This is a genomic window from Confluentibacter citreus (genome assembly GCF_002807055.1).
Taxonomy (GTDB): Bacteria; Bacteroidota; Bacteroidia; order Flavobacteriales; family Flavobacteriaceae; genus Confluentibacter; species Confluentibacter citreus.
In genome coordinates this window covers 1,151,140-1,173,209 of sequence record NZ_NIXN01000001.1, presented here as the reverse complement: position 1 = coordinate 1,173,209, position 22,070 = coordinate 1,151,140, and the positions used below count along the sequence as shown (strand labels likewise).

At 35.8% G+C, this 22,070-nt stretch carries 19 protein-coding genes and 1 riboswitch; of the genes, 3 read left to right on the top strand and 16 right to left on the bottom strand.

What is annotated here, in order from left to right:
• Window positions 1-112 precede the first annotated feature (112 nt).
• The 4 genes from cysD to CDH49_RS05115 form a co-directional block, all read right to left on the bottom strand.
• Window positions 113-1,018 (bottom strand): sulfate adenylyltransferase subunit CysD, encoded by a 906-nt coding sequence (gene cysD, locus CDH49_RS05130; protein ID WP_100614297.1) that lies wholly within the window; start codon window positions 1,016-1,018, stop codon window positions 113-115.
• A gap of 114 nt (window positions 1,019-1,132) precedes the next feature.
• On the bottom strand, window positions 1,133-1,753 hold the full coding sequence (locus CDH49_RS05125; protein ID WP_100614296.1) for a phosphoadenosine phosphosulfate reductase domain-containing protein: 621 nt from the start codon (window positions 1,751-1,753) through the stop codon (window positions 1,133-1,135).
• Window positions 1,754-1,762: 9 nt separating this feature from the next.
• The gene (locus tag CDH49_RS05120) at window positions 1,763-2,026 is read right to left on the bottom strand and encodes a DUF2061 domain-containing protein (RefSeq protein ID WP_100614295.1); all 264 of its coding nucleotides are present in this window, start codon (window positions 2,024-2,026) and stop codon (window positions 1,763-1,765) included.
• A 94-nt stretch (window positions 2,027-2,120) separates the two neighbouring features.
• Window positions 2,121-2,531 carry an RrF2 family transcriptional regulator gene (locus CDH49_RS05115; RefSeq protein ID WP_100614294.1) on the bottom strand — a complete coding sequence of 137 codons (411 nt, stop codon included), beginning with the start codon at window positions 2,529-2,531 and terminating at the stop codon, window positions 2,121-2,123.
• Between the two features lie 117 nt (window positions 2,532-2,648).
• Here CDH49_RS05115 and CDH49_RS05110 point away from each other — a divergent pair, with 117 nt between their 5' ends.
• Entirely contained in the window at window positions 2,649-3,404 is a 756-nt protein-coding gene (locus CDH49_RS05110) for an endonuclease NucS domain-containing protein (protein ID WP_100614293.1), read from the top strand.
• Between the two features lie 20 nt (window positions 3,405-3,424).
• Here CDH49_RS05110 and CDH49_RS05105 read toward each other — a convergent pair whose 3' ends face one another.
• The 7 genes from CDH49_RS05105 to CDH49_RS05075 all read right to left on the bottom strand — a co-directional run bounded on the left by CDH49_RS05105 (window position 3,425) and on the right by CDH49_RS05075 (window position 12,677).
• Window positions 3,425-3,730 carry a hypothetical protein gene (locus CDH49_RS05105; RefSeq protein ID WP_100614292.1) on the bottom strand — a complete coding sequence of 102 codons (306 nt, stop codon included), beginning with the start codon at window positions 3,728-3,730 and terminating at the stop codon, window positions 3,425-3,427.
• Between the two features lie 6 nt (window positions 3,731-3,736).
• Window positions 3,737-3,979: a hypothetical protein gene (locus CDH49_RS05100; RefSeq protein ID WP_100614291.1), complete on the bottom strand. Its 243-nt coding sequence runs from the start codon at window positions 3,977-3,979 to the stop codon at window positions 3,737-3,739.
• A 75-nt stretch (window positions 3,980-4,054) separates the two neighbouring features.
• Window positions 4,055-4,852 carry a PhzF family phenazine biosynthesis protein gene (locus CDH49_RS05095; RefSeq protein WP_100614290.1) on the bottom strand — a complete coding sequence of 266 codons (798 nt, stop codon included), beginning with the start codon at window positions 4,850-4,852 and terminating at the stop codon, window positions 4,055-4,057.
• Between the two features lies 1 nt (window position 4,853).
• A complete protein-coding gene (locus tag CDH49_RS05090; protein ID WP_100614289.1) occupies window positions 4,854-6,029 on the bottom strand; it encodes a trans-sulfuration enzyme family protein in 1,176 nt (391 codons plus the stop codon).
• A gap of 83 nt (window positions 6,030-6,112) precedes the next feature.
• Window positions 6,113-9,514: a bifunctional aspartate kinase/homoserine dehydrogenase I gene (gene thrA / locus CDH49_RS05085; RefSeq protein ID WP_100614288.1), complete on the bottom strand. Its 3,402-nt coding sequence runs from the start codon at window positions 9,512-9,514 to the stop codon at window positions 6,113-6,115.
• A gap of 8 nt (window positions 9,515-9,522) precedes the next feature.
• The gene (locus CDH49_RS05080; protein WP_100614287.1) at window positions 9,523-10,800 is read right to left on the bottom strand and encodes an O-acetylhomoserine aminocarboxypropyltransferase/cysteine synthase family protein; all 1,278 of its coding nucleotides are present in this window, start codon (window positions 10,798-10,800) and stop codon (window positions 9,523-9,525) included.
• A 115-nt stretch (window positions 10,801-10,915) separates the two neighbouring features.
• A riboswitch (SAM riboswitch) is annotated at window positions 10,916-11,038 on the bottom strand.
• Between the two features lie 79 nt (window positions 11,039-11,117).
• Entirely contained in the window at window positions 11,118-12,677 is a 1,560-nt protein-coding gene (locus CDH49_RS05075) for a hypothetical protein (RefSeq protein WP_100614286.1), read from the bottom strand.
• Window positions 12,678-12,826: 149 nt separating this feature from the next.
• On the opposite strand from CDH49_RS05075, the gene CDH49_RS05070 reads away from it, so the two are divergent.
• Window positions 12,827-13,999, top strand: coding sequence for a 2-isopropylmalate synthase (locus CDH49_RS05070; RefSeq protein ID WP_100614285.1), 1,173 nt, complete (start codon window positions 12,827-12,829; stop codon window positions 13,997-13,999).
• Between the two features lie 89 nt (window positions 14,000-14,088).
• Window positions 14,089-15,207 carry a 3-isopropylmalate dehydrogenase gene (gene leuB / locus CDH49_RS05065; protein WP_100614284.1) on the top strand — a complete coding sequence of 373 codons (1,119 nt, stop codon included), beginning with the start codon at window positions 14,089-14,091 and terminating at the stop codon, window positions 15,205-15,207.
• A 172-nt stretch (window positions 15,208-15,379) separates the two neighbouring features.
• Here leuB and CDH49_RS05060 read toward each other — a convergent pair whose 3' ends face one another.
• The 5 genes from CDH49_RS05060 to CDH49_RS05040 form a co-directional block, all read right to left on the bottom strand.
• Window positions 15,380-15,739 carry an SET domain-containing protein gene (locus CDH49_RS05060; protein WP_100614283.1) on the bottom strand — a complete coding sequence of 120 codons (360 nt, stop codon included), beginning with the start codon at window positions 15,737-15,739 and terminating at the stop codon, window positions 15,380-15,382.
• Between the two features lie 21 nt (window positions 15,740-15,760).
• Window positions 15,761-18,505, bottom strand: coding sequence for a beta-galactosidase GalB (gene galB, locus CDH49_RS05055; protein WP_100614282.1), 2,745 nt, complete (start codon window positions 18,503-18,505; stop codon window positions 15,761-15,763).
• A gap of 97 nt (window positions 18,506-18,602) precedes the next feature.
• Window positions 18,603-19,571 carry a bile acid:sodium symporter family protein gene (locus tag CDH49_RS05050; RefSeq protein WP_100614281.1) on the bottom strand — a complete coding sequence of 323 codons (969 nt, stop codon included), beginning with the start codon at window positions 19,569-19,571 and terminating at the stop codon, window positions 18,603-18,605.
• A 17-nt stretch (window positions 19,572-19,588) separates the two neighbouring features.
• Window positions 19,589-20,863 carry an argininosuccinate lyase gene (gene argH, locus CDH49_RS05045; protein WP_100614280.1) on the bottom strand — a complete coding sequence of 425 codons (1,275 nt, stop codon included), beginning with the start codon at window positions 20,861-20,863 and terminating at the stop codon, window positions 19,589-19,591.
• A 139-nt stretch (window positions 20,864-21,002) separates the two neighbouring features.
• A complete protein-coding gene (locus CDH49_RS05040) occupies window positions 21,003-22,070 on the bottom strand; it encodes a M20 family metallo-hydrolase (protein WP_100614279.1) in 1,068 nt (355 codons plus the stop codon).

Genomic DNA, 22,070 nt, shown 5'->3' with positions numbered 1-22,070 from the left:
TTTTAAATTTATTTTTTATTCATTTACTTTTTCTATACCTACAAGAATATAAAATAATGCAGGCTTTATATTCGCAAACGTGCGAGTTCCCCCTTTGGGGGTTAGGGGGCCTTTAAAAATACCCCTGTTGTTTACGTTTTTCCATCGCAGCTTCAGAGCGTTTATCGTCTATACGCGCACCACGTTCTGAAATGGTTGATTCCCTGATTTCAGCAACCACTTTTGAAATGGTCGTCGCATCAGACAACACAGCTGCCGTGCAACTCATATCGCCTACGGTTCTAAAACGTACCAATTCTTCAATCACTTCCTCATGATCATCTCTATAAACCACTTCATCTTCGGCTGACCAAATCATGCCATCCCTTAAAAATACTTTACGTTTGTGTGCAAAATAAATGGATGGAATTTCAATATTCTCTTGTTCAATATAGGACCAAACATCCAATTCTGTCCAGTTTGAAATTGGGAACACGCGTACATTTTGACCTAAATTAATTTGTCCGTTTAACATATCGAACAACTCCGGACGTTGGTTTTTTTCGTCCCACTGACCAAAATCGTCACGAACCGAAAAAATACGCTCTTTAGCTCGTGCTTTTTCTTCATCACGACGTGCACCACCGATACACGCATCAAATTTAAATTCTTCAATGGCGTCTAAAAGTGTGGTAGTTTGCAATTGATTTCTACTAGCATACCTTCCAGATTCCTCTTTTACTTTTCCTTCATCAATGGAATCTTGAACGTTTCTAACAATCAGTTCCAATCCTAATTCCTTAACCAATTTATCTCTAAATTCTATGGTTTCCGGGAAATTATGCCCCGTGTCGATATGCATTAAAGGAAACGGAATTTTTGCTGGATAAAATGCTTTTACGGCCAATCTTACCAAGGTAATGGAATCTTTTCCACCAGAAAACAACAATACAGGTTTTTCAAACTGTGCCGCTACTTCCCTTAAAATGTAAATAGCTTCGTTTTCTAGCGAATTTATATGTGATGTGTCTTTATTCATAATGAGCCCCTCCTAACCTCCCCGAAGGGGAGGAATTCTTACTCGGGTGAAATAAGAATATTTGTTATTTTAATTTTACTCCTTTTTACTTTTAACTATCCACTTTTCACTATTTCAAGCATGTAAACCACACTCTCTATTTTCTAATGCTTTTGTTGGGTCGAAATATTTAAATTCATTTGGTAAATGGTGTTCTGCTAAGTATGTATCTAAATCGGCATCAGACCAATAATAGAACGGACTTACCTTTAAAACACCATCTTTGCTAACGCTGAAAATACCAATACTATCCCTAAATGCTGTTTGGCCTTGACGCAAATTGGTGAACCAAACTTTTGGTTTGTGTTCTTCCATAGCACGTCTGAAAGGTTCTAACTTTACTTGTTCCGTAAAAAGAGCATGTTCTGGCGCATCCACACTTGGAATACCCATAACCACATCTCTGTGTGCCGATGTTTGTTTAGGCACATACAAAAACACGTTTAGATTTAAATCTTTAATGACTTTTTCAGCGTGCCTATAGGTTTGTGGTGTATTGTAACCTGTATCGCACCAAACCACTGGCACATTGGCCTCAACAGTATTTACAGCATGTAAAATAGCTGCTTCATACGGCCTGAAATTTGTTGTTACTACCGCTTCTTTACTAAGCTCAAAAGCCTTCTGTATGATTTCAGAGGGCTTTGCACTTTTATAAGCGTCGTTCAATTCTTTTATTTGATTTTCCGTTATCATTGTAATCTCTTATTTACCCCATTTAACTGAGTTCCATATACGTTCGTGAAAAAAGTACAATACCATTTTTGTGACTACTTCAACACCCCCAATTAAAAGTGCTGTATTTAAGTGACCAGTAACAATCCAAGAAATGATCATGGTATCTATCGTTCCTACTATTCTCCAACTAATAGATTTTGCTATACTTCTAATCGGCTTCTCTTTTGCCACATCCGTTTTATAGGTCGCTTTCTCAGTTTGACTTGGATTTGTTAGCACTTGATCAATCATTTTATTCGTATTATATTATTCCTATCGATTTAATAGAGATTGCAAAAATAACACTTTTTGCTATACCACAAAATAAATTTATACTTTTTTTAGGCTATTTAGATATATCCTCTAGTGTATTATTTTTAAACACATTTAGCGTACTATCACGCACTTGAATCATTAATTTATGGACACTGCAACTGGCTTCGTCTGGGCAATCATCGCATTTTTCATAAAAATTTAAACTCACGCAAGATACCAACGCAATGGGCCCTTCTAAAACACGCATCACATCGGTCATTAAAATCTCAGACGGTTTTTTAATCAAATAATAACCACCGTGTTTCCCTTTTTTTGAGCCCAAAAACCCAGATTTTCTTAACGTAAGCAAAATACTCTCTAAAAATTTTTGGGAAATATGTTCGTTTTTGGCAATCTCACCAATTTGAACAGGCTCGTTATTACCTTTTCTGGCGATGTAAGTGAGTGCCTTTAAACCGTATTTTGTTTTTTTAGATAGCATGCTGCGAATATAAGTATTTTAACAAAATGTTATTCGTATGCTGAAAAGATAAATGGATAATGAGTATTTTAGTTAAAATTTTATGAGTGGGTCATAATAAATTAATCAATATGAAAAATGAATTTAGAAAGATTTAAAATTTGGTTGGATGAAGAAAATGGAAGTGATTTTAGAACTATCCAAAGTCGAATTTCTAATTGTAGAACCGTCGAAAATTACGAAGGTGATTTAGACGAACATTATGCTAAAGACAATGGGTATTCACTTTTAGAAAGATTAACTTATTCTACAGAAGACCAAAGGAATGATTTACCAGCTAGTCATAAAATTCCAATAAACGGAAATGTAAGAACTGGTTCTGCGACTCTAAAACAAGCAGTGAAATTATATATGTCTTACAGAAGTTCGAATTTTGAACCTGGTGAGAATTCAACTAAATCTTTTGATATCAAGCAATCCCTTGAAGAGGAAATAGACAACTTAGAAACATGGACTAACTTCAGTTATGAAAGAGATTTAAAAAATTCAATGGTTTTACAAATAAATGAGCTATTCCCTGAATATAAAATTATCGGAGAAAATAATGAAGGTGTTGAATATCTAATTGGAGGAAAAAGAATAGACATACTCCTAGAGAAACAAAATGGAGATTTACTAGTAATTGAATTAAAATCTGGAATTGCTGACTATAAAGTTTTTGGACAAATTTCAATGTATATTGGTTTACTCATAGATAAATTTCCAGAAAGAAAAATCAGAGGTTTTATTATCGCAGGAGAAATTGACAAAAGTTTAAGAAACGCAATTAAAACAACTGATATAATTGGACTGAAAACTTATAAAATGAAATTGGAACTAAACAATGAATTATAAACCCCTTAAATTATACAACCCTACCTATTAACCAACTTTTCAAACTCTTTTGGGTTTTTAAGATTGTTCCAAAAAAGAATCAATTCAATACGTTTTTGTGAGTTATTTAGTTTGTAAACGAGCGTCGTTTGTTTGGATATTACATAAAGTTTCACATCTTTTTTATCGGTTGGTTTGCCCTCAAGATGTCCCGACTTTAATATTTCAATAAATTCTTCGGAAAGTAAAATGAATTTTTCTACTTCTTTGTTACCCCATTTTCTATGAATAAAATCTAATTCCTCAGAAAAACTCAGTTTAGCAGTTTCAGTCCAAAAAACATCCATGAAGTTTTAACCAAGATTGTATTTCTTTCTGAATTCAGACATCACGTCTTCATGAGAATGAACACGTCCTTCGTTAATATCTTCTAAACCTTGATTAATTAACTTTTTGGCGGTTTCTGGTAAATTATCGTAGTCATTCAACTTATCTTGGGTGTAACTTTCATATAAGGCATCTACCATACGCAGGAAGCGTTCATCAACCTTAGTTATTGACTTTTTCCATTTTTCTCTTAATTCTAATGCTCCCATAATACAATGAATATAAACCAAATATACGTTTTTTACTTTGCAATAATAAATAAAGCTTTCAAATATATATCAAACCTAATTCCAATCCCACTCCACCAAAAGTTCAGCCATAATAACACAATCACCACTTAAAAGTACCCTGCCATTATTTAAGACTTCGCAGACTACCACGCCGCCACGTTTTGAAGCTTGATAACCAATAAGTGAATTTTTAGACAGTTTTTCACTCCAATAATTAGCCAAATAACAATGCGCTGAACCGGTTACTGGATCTTCGTCAATGCCAAAATCGGGTGCGAACATTCTAGAAACAAAATCATAGTCTTTATCAGAAGATTTCGCTGTGATGATGAATTTCTTTTTAGAATGCTTCTTTAACAATTCAAATTGAGGTTTTAAATGCCTAATCAAATCACTGTGGCTGACTTCCACCAAACACCAATCCTTATCACTATGAACGTTTATGGGCTTTTCGCCTAAAAATGCTTCTAATATGGCATCGTTCGGATTTTCTGGTTGTGTTTTACCAATTGGAAAATCCATTTCCAATTGATTGCCCTTCTTTTTCACGGTTAAAAGTCCACTTCGGGTGTTGAATTCCAGAATGTCTTTAGTGACATTAAATTTCTCAAAAAGAATTTTAGCCGTTGCCAATGTCGCATGTCCACAAAGATCTATTTCTAGGGTTGGCGTGAACCACCTAAGTCGGTAACGCCCATCTTCTTCATACAAAAAAGCCGTTTCAGAAAGATTCATCTCCTGTGCGATATCAATATAAGCGGCTTCAGTAAGTGGTTTATCTAAAACACAAACGGCCGCAGGATTTCCTTTAAAAGGGACGTTTGTAAAAGCATCAACGGTAAATAATCTCATATCAATGTTCTAAAGCTTGTTTTAAATCTGCAATAATATCATCTATATGTTCCAAACCAACAGAAATTCTAACCAAACCATCGGTAATACTCACTTGCAATCTATCCGCTTCGGATAGTTTACTATGCGTTGTAGAAGATGGATGTGTGACTATGGTTCTCGTGTCACCCAAGTTTGCCGCCAAAGAACACATTTTAATGGCATTCAAAAATTTACGACCACCATCAATACCGCCTTTCACTTCAAAAGCCACAATGTTTCCGCCTAATTTCATTTGTTTTTTAGCAACTTCGTATTGCGGATGCGATTTTAAAAATGGGTATTTTACCCAATTCACGTTGGAATGACTTTCTAAAAACTCAGCGACTTTTAAAGCATTGTCACAATGTTTATCGACTCTAACCGCTAATGTTTCTAAACTTTTTGACAATATCCACGCGTTAAACGGCGATAAAGCGGGCCCTGTATTTCTGGAAAATAGATAGATTTCCCGAATTAAATCGGCATTTCCAACCGTAATACCACCCAATACACGCCCTTGTCCGTCGATTAATTTTGTAGCAGAATGGATCACCAAATGTGCACCAAACTTTATAGGCTGTTGCAAATAAGGCGTGGCAAAACAATTATCAATAACTAAAATTAAATTATGTTTTTTGGCAATGTTTCCAAGCAATTCCAAATCGATGATATCGACTGCGGGATTGGTCGGTGTTTCAGCATACAGAATCTTCGTATTTGGCGTAATGAAACTTTCAATAGTTTCAGGTTTGTTGACATCGAAATAACTGGTTGTAATGTTCCATTTTGGAAAGTAATTCATGAACAACGCATGCGTAGAACCAAATACCGAACGTGCCGATACAATATGATCACCACTTTTCAATAAAGCCGCAAACGTTGAAAACACAGCAGCCATACCCGTTGCAAAAGCGTACCCACTTTCGGCTTCTTCCATCTTACATATTTTATCTACAAACTCGGTGGTATTCGGATTTGAAAAACGACTGTAAATATTACGTTCTTTTTCTTCTGTAAAAGAGGCGCGCATATCTTCGGCATCTTCAAACACAAAACTGGATGTTAAGTATATGGGGCTTGTATGTTCTAAAAATTCGCTACGTTCTATTTGCGTGCGAATGGCTTCTGTTTCAAATTGCTTTCTTTCTTCACTCATGTTTCTTTTCTTTTTGGGTTTCGACTGCGCTCAACCTGACAGTTTATATTTTTATGGATTCCTGCCTTCGCAGGAATGACAAACTAGTTTATATGTTTTGATAATCTTAAAATATCTCCGAAAACGCCTCTGGCAGTCACTTGAGCCCCTGCACCTGCGCCTTGGATAACGATGGGTTGTTCGCCATACGATTCTGTAAATATTTCAAAAATGGCATCACTTCCTTTAATTTGTCCAAGCGTGCTATCTCCTGGAATGGACACTAATTTGACTTCTAAATTGCCTTTATCTTTTGATAAATCGCCCGACAAATCACCTACATATCGCAATACATAACCTGGTTTTTGATTTTCTTTTATCTTCTGAAATTCATCATCCAACACATGCAACTGCTTTAAAAATTCGGGTACCGAAATATCTCTGTATGCTTCTGGAATTAAATTTTGAACTGATACATCTTCAAACTCGTTTTGCAAATCCAACTCCCTTGCTAAAATCAATAATTTTCTAGCGACATCATTTCCAGAGAAATCTTCCCTTGGATCTGGTTCGGTAAATCCTTTATCAATCGTTTCTTGAACAATCACACTAAACGGTTTGTCCTGCACCGAGAAATTATTGAATAAATAACTTAAAGTCCCTGAGAACACACCTCGTATTCTGGTAATATTTTCACCGGATTCGTGTAATAATTTAATGGTATCTATCAATGGTAAACCAGCGCCAACGGTGGTTTCGTATAAATACTGCTTATTGTTTTCTTTTAATTTTACACGTAAATCTGTGTAAAACTGATGTGAAATGGTATTGGCAATTTTGTTTGATGACACCAAGTCGAAACCAGCTTCAATCAACGGGATGTAATTTTTATAAAAATGAGGACTTGCTGTATTATCTACGGCGATTAAATTTTCCAAATGATGCGTGTTTGCAAACGCAATGATATCTTGAATGGAATTTTCTAACGATGCGGATTTAATCACATCTTTCCAATTCAAATCCACCCCTCTTTTATTTAAAAGCAGTTTCTTGGAATTCGCAATAGCAAATACATTCAAGTTGATGACTTTTCGTTTTTCAATATCATCCTTAGATTTTAAAATCTGATTTATTAGAGCCCCACCAACGCCACCATGTCCAAAAATGGCGATATTTATTTTCTTTGAAATTCCGAAAATCTCACCATGAATGACGTTCATAGCTTTATGAAGTTGGTCCTTTTTAACAACCAAACTCACATTTTTACCAGTCACCGTATTATTGAATAACAACGGTGTTATTTGGTTTTTTATAAGCGCATTGAACGGTTTATGGAATGAACTTAATTCAATACCAATAATAGAAAGCACCGACACATCATCAACCACACCAATTTTATTGACATCTTGGGAATAAAAATCGTTTTCAAACTCACGCTCTAAAGCGATAACCGCTTGGGTTGCTTGGTCAGAATTAATAACCAAACCAATTCCTCTTTCTGATGATCCTTGTGAAATGATACTGACACTAATATTATGATTTGCCAATGCTCCAAAAATCCGGGCATCTACACCACTTTTTCCTAATAAGCCGCGTCCTTCTAAATTCAATAAAGATACATTATCTAAAACCGATAATGAGGTGACTTCTTTAGAATTTGGTTTCGCTGTAATCAACGTCCCTTCATCATCTGGATTAAAGGTATTTAAAATACGAAGGTTGATGTTTTTTTCAACCAACGGAATGATGGTTTTGGCGTGTAAAACAGTAGTTCCAAAGTTGGCTAATTCATTGGCTTCACTAAATGATAATTCCCTGATTTTTTTAGCATCTTCAACTAAATCTGGGTTAGCCGTATAAATACCATTGACATGCGTGTAATTTTGCAATTCTTCTGCATCTAAATAATTAGCCAACAAAGCAGCCGTATAATTACTGCCGTTTCTACCCAAGGTTGTGGTTTCGTTTTTAGCGTTTGAAGCAATGAATCCTGTCACAATATTCACAACATCTTTACCGCTGTTTTTATAAAAGGTCTTAACGTTCTCTTTCGATAATTGCACAATTGGTTGCGCATTCCCAAAAGATCCATCGGTTTTAATGAGTTCTCTTGAATCAACTGCCGACGCTTTGATACCTTTTTTATTAAGCAAAGCGGAAATAAGTTTCACGGAAAGCAATTCGCCTTGCGCTAAAATTTCATCTTTGGTTTTATTACTGTAGTCACCTAATAAGCTGACGCCTTCAAACAATTTATCTAAAATGGAGAATTCTTTAGAAAAATCAATATCCTTTAAAGGTTCCGTTTGATAATCTTTAAAAACCTGCAACACTTCTTTATACGGATGGCCTTTAGATGCCTTATTTAATAAGTTTTCTAAATCATCTGTAGCAGAACTTCTGGCAGAAACTACCACCGTTATTTTTTCGCCTTCTTTCACTTTATTTTCAATGATTGAAATAACGGTATTTAACCCTTCGCCATTTGCCAACGATTTGCCTCCAAACTTTAATACTTTCATGCGTCTCTTTTTAGAATTTGGCACAAATATGCCTTCTATTATTTTTTCTAATTGCTCGTATTCCATTAAAAATGCATCATGTCCGTGCACTGAATTAATCTCATTATAAGTGACATTGGGGTTTGTCAACGCCAATTGTTTGTGGGTTTGCCTGTTTTCTTCAGCCGTAAAAAACAAATCGGAATCCACGCCTATAATGTAAATATTCCCATGAATGCTTTCCAAAACATTAAAATCGTTTGGTCTGTTTTTAGTAACATCAATGGTTTTTAAAAGCTGGTTCATTAATTTATATGCAGACAACTGAAAACGTTCCTGCAATTTTTTCCCGTGGTGCAACAACCAACTTTCTACATTAAAAATTTCCAACTCCTCATTTTTAGAACGGTGGAAACGTGCGTTAAAAGATTCTGGTGTTCTGTAACATAACATGGCGTGCATTCTGGCATCGTGCACAGGATTTCTGGAATTCAATAAAAACTGCTCTTGAATCTGGCAATTGGCAATTAACCAATCGGTCGATTTCCAGTCGGTTGCCACAGGTATTAAATTCTCGGTAATATCTGGATTTAAAACAGCCATTTCCCAAGCAATACCACCACCTAATGAGCCGCCAATTAATGCAAAAAGTTTATCTACTTTGAGTTCTTTTAAACCAATTAAAAATAATTTGGCGATATCCCTAGCTACAAAATCCTTATAGTTTTCAATCACAAAACCATCAAACCCATTGCCTGGAATATTAAATGCCAGAACGGTGTAGAGTTTGGTATCGATGACTTTATCATCGCCCACCAAATCGGTCCACCACCCATTTTCTCCAGCAACGTTACTATTTCCTGTTAAGGCATGATTGACCAATACCACAGGTGCCGTACCTAAATCTTTACCAAATAGCTGATAGCTTAATTTGATTTCAGAAATAGGCACGTTGTTTTCTGTAATATAATCTGTGATGATGATATGTTGCAATGATTCTTTCAACTGAAAAATTATTTAATGGTTTTAAAAGCTTCTGTTAAATCCGCTTTTAAATCGTCTATATCTTCAAGACCAACAGACAAACGGATTAAATCTCCTGGAGCTCCAGCCGATGCTTGCTCAGCTTCGGTTAATTGTTGATGCGTTGTACTTGCTGGATGGATGATTAATGATTTTGTATCACCGATATTAGCCAATAATGAAAATAATTTCGAATTATCTACAATGGCTTTAGCAGCCTCATAGCCCCCTTTTGCCCCAAAGGTAACAATTCCACTTTGTCCTTTTGGTAAATATTTATCTGACAACGCTTTATATTTACTCGAAGCCAATCCCGGATAATTTACCCAAGCGACTTCATCTTGCTGTTCTAACCATTTGGCTAGCTCCAAAGCATTTTCGCTGTGTTGTTTTATTCTAACTGGTAATGTTTCCAAGCCTTGAATGATTTGAAAGGCATTAAACGGACTTAAAGCACCACCAAAATCCCGTAAGCCTTCCAAAATCAATTTGAACGTATATGCCGCAGCACCCAAGGCTTCATGATATACCAAACCATGATACCCAGCTGAAGGTTGCGTGAATTCCGGGAATTTTCCGTTAGACCAATCAAAAGTCCCAGCATCAATGATAGCACCGCCTAAAGATGTTCCCTGGCCGCCAATGTACTTGGTTAATGAATGAATTACAATGTTTGCTCCATGTTTTATAGGATTCAATAAAACTGGAGATGCTACTGTATTATCTACAATAAACGGTACGCCTGCTGCTTTTGAATGTACAGCAATCGCTTCTAAATCCAATACATCTAATTTCGGATTTCCTAATGATTCCACAAAAAAAGCTCTGGTATTATCCTGAACTGCATGTTTAAAATTATCTGGATTGTCAGCATCAACAAACGTGGTAGTAATGCCCAATCGTGGTAAGGTTACTTTTAATAAATTATACGTACCACCATATAAACTGCTTGACGCTACAATATGGTCGCCCGCTTTTAACAAGGTTAACAAACCTGTTGAAATCGCTGCCGTTCCCGAAGCAAAAACCACAGCTCCAATACCACCTTCCACAGCCGCTAAACGCTCTTGCAGAATTTGGTTTGTTGGGTTGTTAAGTCTGGTGTAAATAAATCCTAATTCCTTTAACGAAAACAGATTCGCCGCATGATCGGAATTATTAAAAACATACGATGTTGTTTGATAGATTGGAACCGCTCTAGTTCCTGCGTTTGCCTTTACATCATGCCCAGCATGTAATGCGTTAGTTGCTAATTTTAATGTACTCATTTTTCTAATTTTTTAGTTAATAATTAAACGAACCAAAAGTCAAATGCATCAAATTTGATGTACTTAATAGAAAAATGTTAAAAAGAAATAGGAAATTACAGTGAGCAATTTCGTTTGGTTATCTATCCATTAATTCCGAAAAATGATTCAGAAGTGGGTAGAATTTAGCACCTTCTTTACAGGTAAAGGGTTGCTAAGGCTTCACAGGGTCTAATCCCTCCGCCTTTCTTGATAACATTTCAATACGTTTTTGAACTTTGTGAATGCAAATATTCAGTCAGAAAAATTTAAAATCCTAATTTTTTCAATAAATTTTTTTAATGACTTTTATGTTTTCCCAAATTATCATGGAATTTATTTCTAATAACAAGTCCTATTGGTCTATTCTGTATTTTGGATTCCAACCACGAGATAATATCCAAATATAGAAACGCTCTGCTTTGATATGGGTCATCCTCAAATTCTTTTAGTTTTTTATGGAGCTTGATGAATTCGTTTCTAACTTCATGCGGATAAATATCGCCCAAACCTCTTAAAAATTTAATAAACTCCTTTTGCACTTCATATAAATCTTCCATTTTAATTAAGAATTTATAAGTGCTTTTTATAAGTACGTCTAAATGGTAATCTAAGCCAGATTCATAATGTGCTACCAAATTCAATATTCGAGTAAAACACAATAAATCCTCCCGCATTTGCAATGACTTGTTGGCAATTATTTTTTCTAAATAATAGATGCATTTTTTGTTTTCTCCCGCACCAAAGTACATACTGGCAATTTTATAATAAAATACCATAATATGGTGCTCGTCTATTCGGTCGTGAAAATCTTTTAATTTAAATACAACCTCATCAATTAAAGGTAATCCTTCTTCAAAAGTACCTTCCATAAAATGTAGGTTAAACCTATTATTATAAATGTATAAAAATCCTAAACCTTCCAAATTATCATCTACCGGAAACCACGTTTCTTTAGTGATAGTTTCCAACCTGATAAGGGATTCTTTAAACTTTTCATAATGTCTTAAATAAAATAAGGCTTCAAGCAAATAATGATTCCCCCGTAAAAAGAATACGGGATTTAAAATAATCATGTCCTTATTTTCATAAAACAGATTGACCCATTTGGTGGCATATTTATAACATGCCAAAAAATCGTGTGTTAAAAAACTATACCATAAATAGGCTTTGTAAAGCCATAGTTTTTCCCTAAAACCAAGTTCGTTAATATCATATTTTGGCATTCTAGCTTCAAAATATTTTACGATACGCTTTGTTTCCTTATCATTTTTAACATAGCCTGTTTTTAAGAAAAGACCATATAATTGAAGGGATAAATTAGATAATTTACTTGCCAGCACATTTTGCTGACTTAATTCTTTGGCTTGTATGGAAAGCTCATCGGCTCGAGTGCTTAAACTTCTGGTAATGTATTGGGATTCTATAACTTTTTCAAGTTCAACAATTTCGTAAGCCACATTTTTTTCTTCATGTGAAATTGCCATTGATTTGGCTTTTTCTAAAATTTTTAGACTTTGCTTATATAACCCTTTATGATATAGAATCGTAGCAAAATCCAATTGCTCACGAATTTGAATCCTGATATCTTGATGCGACGGATTCAACCTCAAACTTATTAAAATCTGTTTGTATAAATGCGCCTTAAGATTTGATAATTGTTGCTTTTTTACAATCCCTTTCTTTAATATGGCCAATTCATCATAAACCGATAGTTTTTCAAGAATGTCGAAAAGTGTTAAAAATTTGGAGTCTTCATTGACGCCTAAACGCCCCACATATAGCTTAAACTGCCTCTTCTCTGATTTAGATAACGATTTTATTAGTACAAACAAATTATCTTTTTGCTCCTTTGTCATAGTTGTAAAAACAATATTAAATATATGATATACAAATAGTTAAATCAATTATACAAGTGTTAAACATCGTAAAAGTTAGCTGATGAATACTGATTTTGACAAACCAAAATATAAATTCGTAGTAAGAATACGAAAATATATTTTAATAAATGTCGAATAACAACGTTCAAATTTTTGATACTACCCTTCGTGATGGTGAGCAAGTTCCTGGCTGTAAATTAAACACAGAACAGAAACTTATTATTGCAGAACAACTTGATATTTTAGGAGTAGATGTTATTGAAGCTGGTTTCCCTGTGTCTAGCCCAGGCGATTTTAAATCGGTTGAAGCCATTTCAAAAATAATAAAAAATGCTACAGTTTGCGGATTAACGCGTGCTGTTGAAAATGATATAAAAGTAGCTGCCGAAGCATTAAAATATGCTAAACGCGCAAGAATACATACGGGTATTGGTACATCGGACTCTCACATAAAATTCAAATTCAACTCTAATAGAGAAGACATTATTGAACGTGCCGTAAGAGCCGTTAGTTATGCCAAATCTTTTGTTGAGGATGTAGAGTTTTATGCGGAAGATGCTGGTAGAACTGATAACGACTATTTAGCTCGTGTGTGTGAAGCTGTTATTAAAGCTGGCGCTACCGTTTTAAACATTCCAGATACCACAGGATATTGTTTACCAAGTGAATACGGTGCCAAAATTAAATACCTAAAGGAAAATGTAAAAGGTATAGATAAAGCTATTTTGTCTTGCCATTGCCATAATGATTTAGGTTTGGCTACGGCCAATTCCATTGAAGGCGTTATTAACGGTGCCAGACAAATTGAATGTACCATTAATGGTATTGGTGAACGTGCTGGAAATACGGCTTTAGAAGAAGTGGTGATGATTTTAAAACAACATCCATACCTTAATTTAGATACTAGAATTAAAACAGAAATGCTTTATGGCATCAGTCAATTAGTATCTGACAGCATGGGTATTTACACGCAGCCAAACAAAGCGATAGTAGGTGCTAATGCCTTTGCGCACAGTTCTGGTATTCATCAAGATGGGGTTATAAAACAACGTGAAACTTACGAAATTATAGACCCTAAAGATGTAGGCGTAACTGAATCGGCTATTGTACTTACTGCTAGGAGCGGTAGAGCGGCTTTGGCATACAGAGCAAAAAATATAGGCTACGAATTAACTAAGCTACAGTTAGATGAAATCTATACTAGCTTTTTAGACTTTGCCGATACTAAGAAACAAGTGGATGATGATGACATTCATCAAATTATAGAAAAAAGTAAAGTTTACAACGAGATTTCGTCTTAGAGATTCTCGCCTTATTCATTATTTAATATTTTATAATAATGAATTCATGAATCATTCGATTTCGCGAGAATGAAAAAAAAGTTTAGTATATGAAGTTAAATATTGCCGTTTTACCAGGCGATGGTATTGGTCCAGAAGTTACAGCACAAGCCGTTAAGGTCTTGAAAGCTATTGCTATGGAATTCAATCATATTTTTACTTTTGATTACGGAGTGGTTGGTGCCTCTGCCATAGAAAAAACAGGCGTTGCCTTACCACAAGAAACGATTGCGCTTTGCGAAAAAGCAGATGCCATTCTATTTGGTGCCATTGGGAATGCGGTATACGATATGGATCCTATGGCGAAAATAAGACCTGAACAAGGTCTGTTGGGTTTGCGCAAAACATTCGATTTATATGCGGATGTGAGACCCGTCATCGCTTATGAAGATATTTTAGACAAGTCGTCTTTAAAAAAGAAACAAATTAAGGACACCGATATTCTTATTTACCGAGAACTTACTGGCGGTATTTATTTTGGTGATAAAATTTTTAGTGACGATGGCAACACGGCTACAGACACTTGTCAGTATACGCGTTTTCAAATAGAACGCATTGCACATTTAGCATTTATAGCCGCACAAAAAAGAAAACGCAAATTAACCTTGGTTGACAAAGCCAATGTTTTGGCAAGCTCCAAATTATGGCGTAAAGTCATTCAAGAGATGGCACCTCACTATCCAGATGTTGCGGTTAGTTATATGTATATCGATAAAGCGGCTATGGAATTGGCCATTAACCCCAGACAGTTTGATGTTATTTTAACCGAAAACATGTTTGGTGATATTCTATCGGAACTTGCTGGCGTCATTGTAGGCTCTATTGGTTTATTGGCTTCGGCATCTTTTAGCGACAAAAAAGCCATGTTCCAACCCATTCACGGTGCTTACAACAAAGCCTCTAACCAAGGCATTGCAAACCCCATTGCAGCTATTTTATCGGCAGCCATGTTATTAGATCATTTTGAATTATATGATGAAGCTTCTATAGTAAGGGAAGGCGTTGATAAATCATTAAAGCTTCATATTACCACACCAGATTTAAATACTAAATACCAACATATCACCACAATCAAGGTTGGGGACTTCATAGAGGATTTTATTAATAATCCTGACGAAACCAATCTTAACTTTACCAACATTCATTTAGGACAATCCACAATTATTTAATTATTTGAGTTAGTCACCAAATTATAATTATTGGGATCTTTGAAGCGCACTTTTAGAAGTGCGCTTTTTTTATTTTACAAATATTATAAATAATGGCTTATTCCTTTAAAAAACAGTTTTGCCATCTCAATGAAGAATCAGATTTTACAAGCCTTAAAGTTTAACCAAGAGTTTAGAAATTATTAACAAAATCTTCAAAAGCATCATTATAGTAAATTGTAATTTCAGTTCCCTTTACAATATCCGTTTTAGCCACAAATGTTTGAATTAGGTTTTCAAAATCACGCTCGTCAACTTTGGCATTTGGCTGACTACTATGATTAAAAAAACTCCCCGCATCACTTATGCAAATGGCGTCATATTCCTCTGTCCAGGGAAATTGAAGGGTTGCCAAAACCTCCGGCAAGTTTTCATTTACGTGAACCAATACCATGTGACTCGTAACTAATAGTTCACCTCTTGTAATGTTTCGCGTTGCAAAAACACCTTTTCCGTGTAATGGCGATTGTTTTATTTTTAATAGAGTACTCATTTTTTTCTGGTGATTTTACACTTATGGCGTAAATGCTTTAATTTCAACAATAGCTGTTTCTAAACCATTAGATTTGGCGGTGATTTTTATGTTACCCGTTTCTCCTTTTTTAGACCGCACAATAACCAAAGCCAGTCCGTTAAAAGCGTTACGCTTTTTTGAACCAAATGCTGTTAAGTCAGATGCATCGCCGTTATCTGTCGCTAAAATATCTCCAGGTCCTTCTATTTCAAATTCTATTGAATTATTAGCGGTTGGAACTATCAATCCATTTTTATCATTTACTTCAATGGTTATAAACGATAGATCTTTACCATCGGCATCAATCGTAGTTCTATCTGCCTTTGCCATTAATTTAGAAGCTTCCTCAGTCGTTTTTACGGTTTTCTCTGCCCAAACTTTTCCGTTTTTATAAGCAACAGCTTTTAATTCTCCAGGTTGATACATCACATCATCCCAACGCAAACGGTATTCATAGGCACCCTTTTTCTTTTTTCCTAGCGATTTTCCGTTAAGAAACAATTCAACTTCATCACCCGATGTAAATACATGCACGGGAGTGATTTTGCCAATACGTTCTGGCCAATTCCAATGGGGCAATATATGAACCATTGGTAAATCTGGTCGCCATCTCGATTGGTACAAATAAAAACGGTCTTTGGGGAATCCAGCTAAATCAATAATGCCGTTATAAGAACTTCTGGCATCATAATAAGGCGTTGGTTCGCCTAGGTAATCAAACCCCGTCCACACAAACTCTCCAGCGGAATAGGGATGCTTGTCTAACGACGCAAAAACCTTATCGGCACTAGATCCAAAATCAACAGCATACAGCTCATAAGCACTCACTTGTTTTATTTTAGAATCACCGCCCATGCCATCGCGAATGGGTGAACTTATTAAATCTGATACTGGGAACAAATACACACCACGACTACTGGCAGCCGAGGCCGTTTCGCTACTAAGAATCACTTTGTTTGGAAACTTTTTGTGATACGGTTCGTATTGTGGTATTGTTTTAATTCTATCGGTAACGTTATCAAAAATAGGGTCTTGACGAATGCCTTCTCCTTGATAGTTAAAGCTTATCACATCCATGGCGTTTGAAAAAGGCATATCAGATTTTGCCCAATTCATCGCACTGGTAGTAGGTCTGGTTGGGTCTTCTTCTTTCACGATATCAGACAACCTTTTCCCTATCGCTGCCCCTTCCTCGTCAGTATATTGCTCACCAACTTCATTGCCGTAACTCCACATTATAATGGAAGGATGGTTTTTATCCCTGCGTACCATCGCTCTAATGTCAGCTTCATGCCAATCTGGAAAAATCAAATGAAAATCATGGGGTGTTTTCTTCCGTTCCCAAGAATCGAACACTTCATCAATGACCAAAAAACCCATTTTATCGGTGAGTTCTAATAATTCTGGAGCAGGCGGATTATGTGACATTCTAATAGCATTCACGCCCATTTTCCGTAAAATTTCTAATTTACGCTCAGCTGCTCGCACATTAAATGCCGCGCCAATAGCACCCAAATCGTGATGCTCATTAACACCTTGTATTTTTATTAATTCGCCATTTACCAATATGCCTTGATTTGGGTCTAGCTGAATATCCTTAATACCAAATATTGTTTCATATTCATCTATTAAAACGTCTTTAATAAAAATAGAACTGATTGCTTTATATAGGTTTGGCGTTTGTGTTGGTGGAGGCCCCCAAAGTTGCGGATTTTCTATAGTTACCGAACCCTTTATGGTTTCACTATTTCCTGCTGAAATTTTAGTTGTAGTCTTTTCAATCGTGGCGACATTTGCTCCGACATTATCGTTCCCGAATGTGTAAATTTTTGTGATGGTTTCAATCTCTGAATCTGAATCAGAATTATTTTCAACCGTAACATCAAAATCAACATGTGCAGATTCTTTGGAAACATTTGAAGTTATAACCGTCGTTCCCCAATGGGACACATGCACTTTATTGGTTTTGGTCAACCACACATTACGATAGATGCCACCACCGGGATACCAACGTGCGGAGTGATTGGGGTTGTCCAATCGTATCGCCAATTGATTCTCGCCTTCAAAATTAATGTAGGGCGTTAAATCCAATTGGAATGAATTATATCCGTAAGGCCATCCGCCTACCAAGTTCCCATTTAACCAAACGATGGCATACGACATGGCGCCGTCAATATCCAAATAAATGGATTTGTTTTTATCTGCTTCCGTAACATCAATTTTTCTTCTGTACCAAGCAATACCATTACTAGGCAAACGTCCCATGCCACCACCGACTTCAGCATTCGAACCTTCCTGAAACGGCCCTTTTATCGCCCAATCGTGTGGTAAGTTTACTTCCTCCCAAGTAGTATCATCAAATGCTGTTTGAACAAATGGGAAATCGTTTCCCGGATGTCCTTCTGGACGTTTATGATGCTTAGATACATCCTTTATAAACGGATTAGCCGTTGGTAAAATATATGGCTTTAATGCTTTTTTAGAAGCCTCCAATTTTTCAGCTTCTGTTGCAGGAGTATCGGCATCTTTTGCATCATTTGCATTCCCCACTTCTGGACGAACATCATAAAACAGATCATCTGCGTCTTGTAAAGAGGCGTATTTCATAAACTTCCAACCGTCATTTATGGAAATGCGTTCCCTTGGAGTTTCATCTTGAGTTGTTGATGATTTACAAGATATTTGAATGGTAAAACATAACAATAGAATCAAACCAAAAACTCGAGAGGAAATCAATTTATACATATAATTATTTTAGTAGTTGGAGTCTAAAAAAGAATGATATTCTGTTTTAAACGTGTTCAAGATAAGAAATCTTGGATAAATTCCATTGAAGTTTGCTTTATGGATATTGTCGTCTCGCCAATTTTGAAGCAATCACACTAATAATCAATATTTGAATAGCATGAAATAGCATAAGTGGTAACAGAATGATTCCAATGAAAGCCATATTTCCAAACAATATTTTAGAAAAAACGGTGCCGTGTACCAAGGATTTTTTGGTGCCACAAAACTGCGCAGTGATTTGGTCTTCTTTATTGAAATCTAACTTTTTGGCCACAAAACCAGTCAAGAAAAAGGCTATGAGAAATAATAATATGACACCTATAAAGATTGATAACAAATCTAAAATAGAAACTGAACTAAATATGTTCTCTTCAAACGATTCGGCAAAACTCTTGTAAATGATTAGTAAGATGATGGTCTTATCAAACAAGGTCAGTTTAGCACTGTTTTTCAGAGCAAAAGCTCCTAGAAAACGTTGCAACATGATTCCTAAAACAACGGGCAAAATAATTTGTAAAATGAGTTTTGTGTATATTTCGGTAAAATCGAAATCCGTTTGTGCCTGATTTACAAACAATCCCATCCATAACGGCGTTAGAGCAATACCAATAATTCCAGAAATACTGGCATTAAAAATGGCGGCTGGTATGTTTCCTTTAGCCATAGACACCATAACCACTGAGGAAGATACCGTTGATGGCAATGCGGCTAAAAAAAAGAACCCCAACCACATGGTGTGTTGCTCTTCGGTTTGTAAAAATGAATGAAAAACCAAAACGAGCAGTGGAAAAATTAAAAAGGTAGAGACTTGAACCAAAATATGCAATTTCCAGTTTTTAAGTCCTGCTTTTAATTTCTCCGGACTTAGTTTAAGTCCGTAAAAAAAGAAAATTAATGAAATTCCGATACTGCTAATCGTATCAAGAGGCACTGGACTTCCTGCCACGCCCCATTGCGGAAAAAGATAAGCAATGCCTATTACTATGATAATGGCAATGACGAACTTATCAATCTTCATTTTCATAAATCAATAGTAAAAACCTATTTAGGAAACTTTGCCCGAATCTTATCTAAACACAAATTGTGAATACTCCCAACATGTGTATGTTTTTTAGAAGTGTCTGGTTTATAGGTGCCATCTTGTACTTGACCGCCAATTTTTTGATAAGCTTCCCTAAAACTTTGTCCTTCAACAACTAAGGTATTGATATTGTCGACTGTGAATAAATATTTATACAAATCGCTGTGAACATTAATATCTTTCACGATAATCTGTTGAATGGAGTAATTGAATATATCCAAAATATCTTTGACGTCTTCAAAAGCGGCAATCATGTTTTCTTTTAGCAACTGAAAATCCCTATGATAACCACTTGGTAAATTATTGGTTATTAAAAGCATTTCGGTTTGTAAAGCCTGTATTTTATTGCATTTTCCCCTGATTAATTCAAACACATCTGGATTTTTTTTATGTGGCATGATGCTACTACCCGTTGTTAATGCGTCTGGAAAAGAAATAAATCCGAAATTCTGACTCATATACAAACACACATCCATGGCGAAACGACCCATCGTATTACACAAACTGCCTAAACTGGCCGCAATGGTACGTTCACTTTTTCCTCTGCTCATTTGAGCCGCAACGACGTTGTATTTAAGGGTGGCAAAATCCATTTCTTTAGTTGTGAATTCTCTATCTATTGGAAATGAACTACCATAACCAGCAGCAGAACCCAACGGATTTTGGTCGACGGTTTTTAAGGCGGCGTTTAGTAAATAGACATCGTCAATTAAGACCTCTGCATAGGCAGAAAACCATAACCCAAACGATGATGGCATAGCCACTTGCAAATGGGTATAGCCTGGGAGCACTTTATTTTTATATGTATCTGCTAAACCTAAAAGGGTTTCGAAAAGGATTTCTGTCTTTTGTTTTACAATACCTAAATTTTCTTTGTAATATAACTGCAATGCCACTAAAACCTGATCGTTTCTGGAACGTGCCGTGTGGATTTTTTTACCAACCTCACCTAGTGTTTTTGTTAATTCAAACTCGATTTTAGAATGTACATCTTCAAATTGTGGCTCGATAACAAACGTGCCGTTATCAATCTGCGTTTCAATCTTTTTTAAACCACCTAATAATTCAATCAACTCATTAGTCGTAAGAATGCCTATTTTTTGAAGCATTTTAGCATGAGCTCTTGATGCAATCACATCGTACTTTGCTATATGAACATCAATTTCCCGGTCGTTTCCAACAGTGAATTGCTCTATTTTTTTATCGATTGATATGCCTTTGTCCCAGAGTTTCATTTCTTGATGTTTATTTGTTTATGCGTTGATTTGTTTAGTCGTTAATTCTGATTTCGTCATTGCGAACAAAGTGAAGCAATCTGTTTATTAGTATTTCAAATCAAGAGATAACTACGTCGCTTTGCTCCTCGTTATGACGTTACACAATTACCCTATTCAACAATTCAACATAAATTTTAATGCCTTCTTCTATTTCATGCAGATAAATATATTCGTCTGCTGAATGGGAGCGCGGACTATCACCAGGCCCTAATTTCAATGATTTACATGATAACCACGCTTGATCTGATAATGTTGGTGAGCCGTAAGTTGTTCTACCCAACGCAATGCCTGCTTGCACCAATGGGTGTTCTACAGGAATGGATGATGAATTTAAGTGTAAACTACGCGGAACTATACTGGTGCATGGTGCATTTTTTTGTAAAAACTCAGCAATTTCCGTATTGGTATAGGCATCGTTTACTCGAACGTCAATAACCAAATCCACTTCAGCTGGCACGACATTGTGTTGCTTTCCAGCATTAATTTGTGTTACGGTTAATTTCACATCGCCCAAAGCTTTCGTGCTTTTTTCAAATTTTAAATCCTTAAACCATTGCAAGGTTTCTATCATTTTATAAATGGGATTATCATCATTTGGATGTGCTGCATGACTTGCCGTTCCCTTTACTTTCGCATCAAAAACCACCAAACCTTTTTCGGCAACTGCTAAATTCATTAAGGTTGGTTCGCCTACAATGGCAACATCAATCCTTGGAATAATTTTCAACATGCTGTTTAATCCGTTCGGCCCGCTGCTTTCTTCTTCCGCGGAAGCGACCAAAATCAAATTATATTTTAAATCTGTATGATTGTAAAAATGGGTGAATGTTGCTATTAATGACACCAAACAACCACCGGCATCATTACTGCCCAAACCGTATAATTTCCCATCTTCAACAATGGCTTTAAATGGGTCTTTTGTATAGGCCGTATTGGGTTTTACGGTATCGTGATGTGAATTCAATAACATATTTGGCTTACTGGCATCAAAGTATTTATTGACCGCCCAAATGTTGTTTTGGGTTCTTTTATAATCAATGTTATGGCGTTGCATCCAAGCTTCAATGTGCGATGCGGTTTGGTCTTCTTCTGATGAAAAAGACGGCGTTTCTATCAACTGTTTTAATAATGATATGGCATCGTTTGTTAATTGTTGAATAGGCAT

Bases quoted from the DNA above. Each gene is read 5' to 3' on its own strand.
- cysD (WP_100614297.1), bottom strand. From the start codon at position 1,018: ATGAATAAAGACACATCACATATAAATTCGCTAGAAAACGAAGCTATT.
- CDH49_RS05125 (WP_100614296.1), bottom strand. From the start codon at position 1,753: ATGATAACGGAAAATCAAATAAAAGAATTGAACGACGCTTATAAAAGT.
- CDH49_RS05120 (WP_100614295.1), bottom strand. From the start codon at position 2,026: ATGATTGATCAAGTGCTAACAAATCCAAGTCAAACTGAGAAAGCGACC.
- CDH49_RS05115 (WP_100614294.1), bottom strand. From the start codon at position 2,531: ATGCTATCTAAAAAAACAAAATACGGTTTAAAGGCACTCACTTACATC.
- CDH49_RS05110 (WP_100614293.1), top strand. From the start codon at position 2,649: ATGAATTTAGAAAGATTTAAAATTTGGTTGGATGAAGAAAATGGAAGT.
- CDH49_RS05105 (WP_100614292.1), bottom strand. From the start codon at position 3,730: ATGGATGTTTTTTGGACTGAAACTGCTAAACTGAGTTTTTCTGAGGAA.
- CDH49_RS05100 (WP_100614291.1), bottom strand. From the start codon at position 3,979: ATGGGAGCATTAGAATTAAGAGAAAAATGGAAAAAGTCAATAACTAAG.
- CDH49_RS05095 (WP_100614290.1), bottom strand. From the start codon at position 4,852: ATGAGATTATTTACCGTTGATGCTTTTACAAACGTCCCTTTTAAAGGA.
- CDH49_RS05090 (WP_100614289.1), bottom strand. From the start codon at position 6,029: ATGAGTGAAGAAAGAAAGCAATTTGAAACAGAAGCCATTCGCACGCAA.
- CDH49_RS05080 (WP_100614287.1), bottom strand. From the start codon at position 10,800: ATGAGTACATTAAAATTAGCAACTAACGCATTACATGCTGGGCATGAT.
- CDH49_RS05075 (WP_100614286.1), bottom strand. From the start codon at position 12,677: ATGACAAAGGAGCAAAAAGATAATTTGTTTGTACTAATAAAATCGTTA.
- CDH49_RS05070 (WP_100614285.1), top strand. From the start codon at position 12,827: ATGTCGAATAACAACGTTCAAATTTTTGATACTACCCTTCGTGATGGT.
- leuB (WP_100614284.1), top strand. From the start codon at position 14,089: ATGAAGTTAAATATTGCCGTTTTACCAGGCGATGGTATTGGTCCAGAA.
- CDH49_RS05060 (WP_100614283.1), bottom strand. From the start codon at position 15,739: ATGAGTACTCTATTAAAAATAAAACAATCGCCATTACACGGAAAAGGT.
- galB (WP_100614282.1), bottom strand. From the start codon at position 18,505: ATGTATAAATTGATTTCCTCTCGAGTTTTTGGTTTGATTCTATTGTTA.
- CDH49_RS05050 (WP_100614281.1), bottom strand. From the start codon at position 19,571: ATGAAAATGAAGATTGATAAGTTCGTCATTGCCATTATCATAGTAATA.
- argH (WP_100614280.1), bottom strand. From the start codon at position 20,863: ATGAAACTCTGGGACAAAGGCATATCAATCGATAAAAAAATAGAGCAA.
- CDH49_RS05040 (WP_100614279.1), bottom strand. From the start codon at position 22,070: ATGCCTATTCAACAATTAACAAACGATGCCATATCATTATTAAAACAG.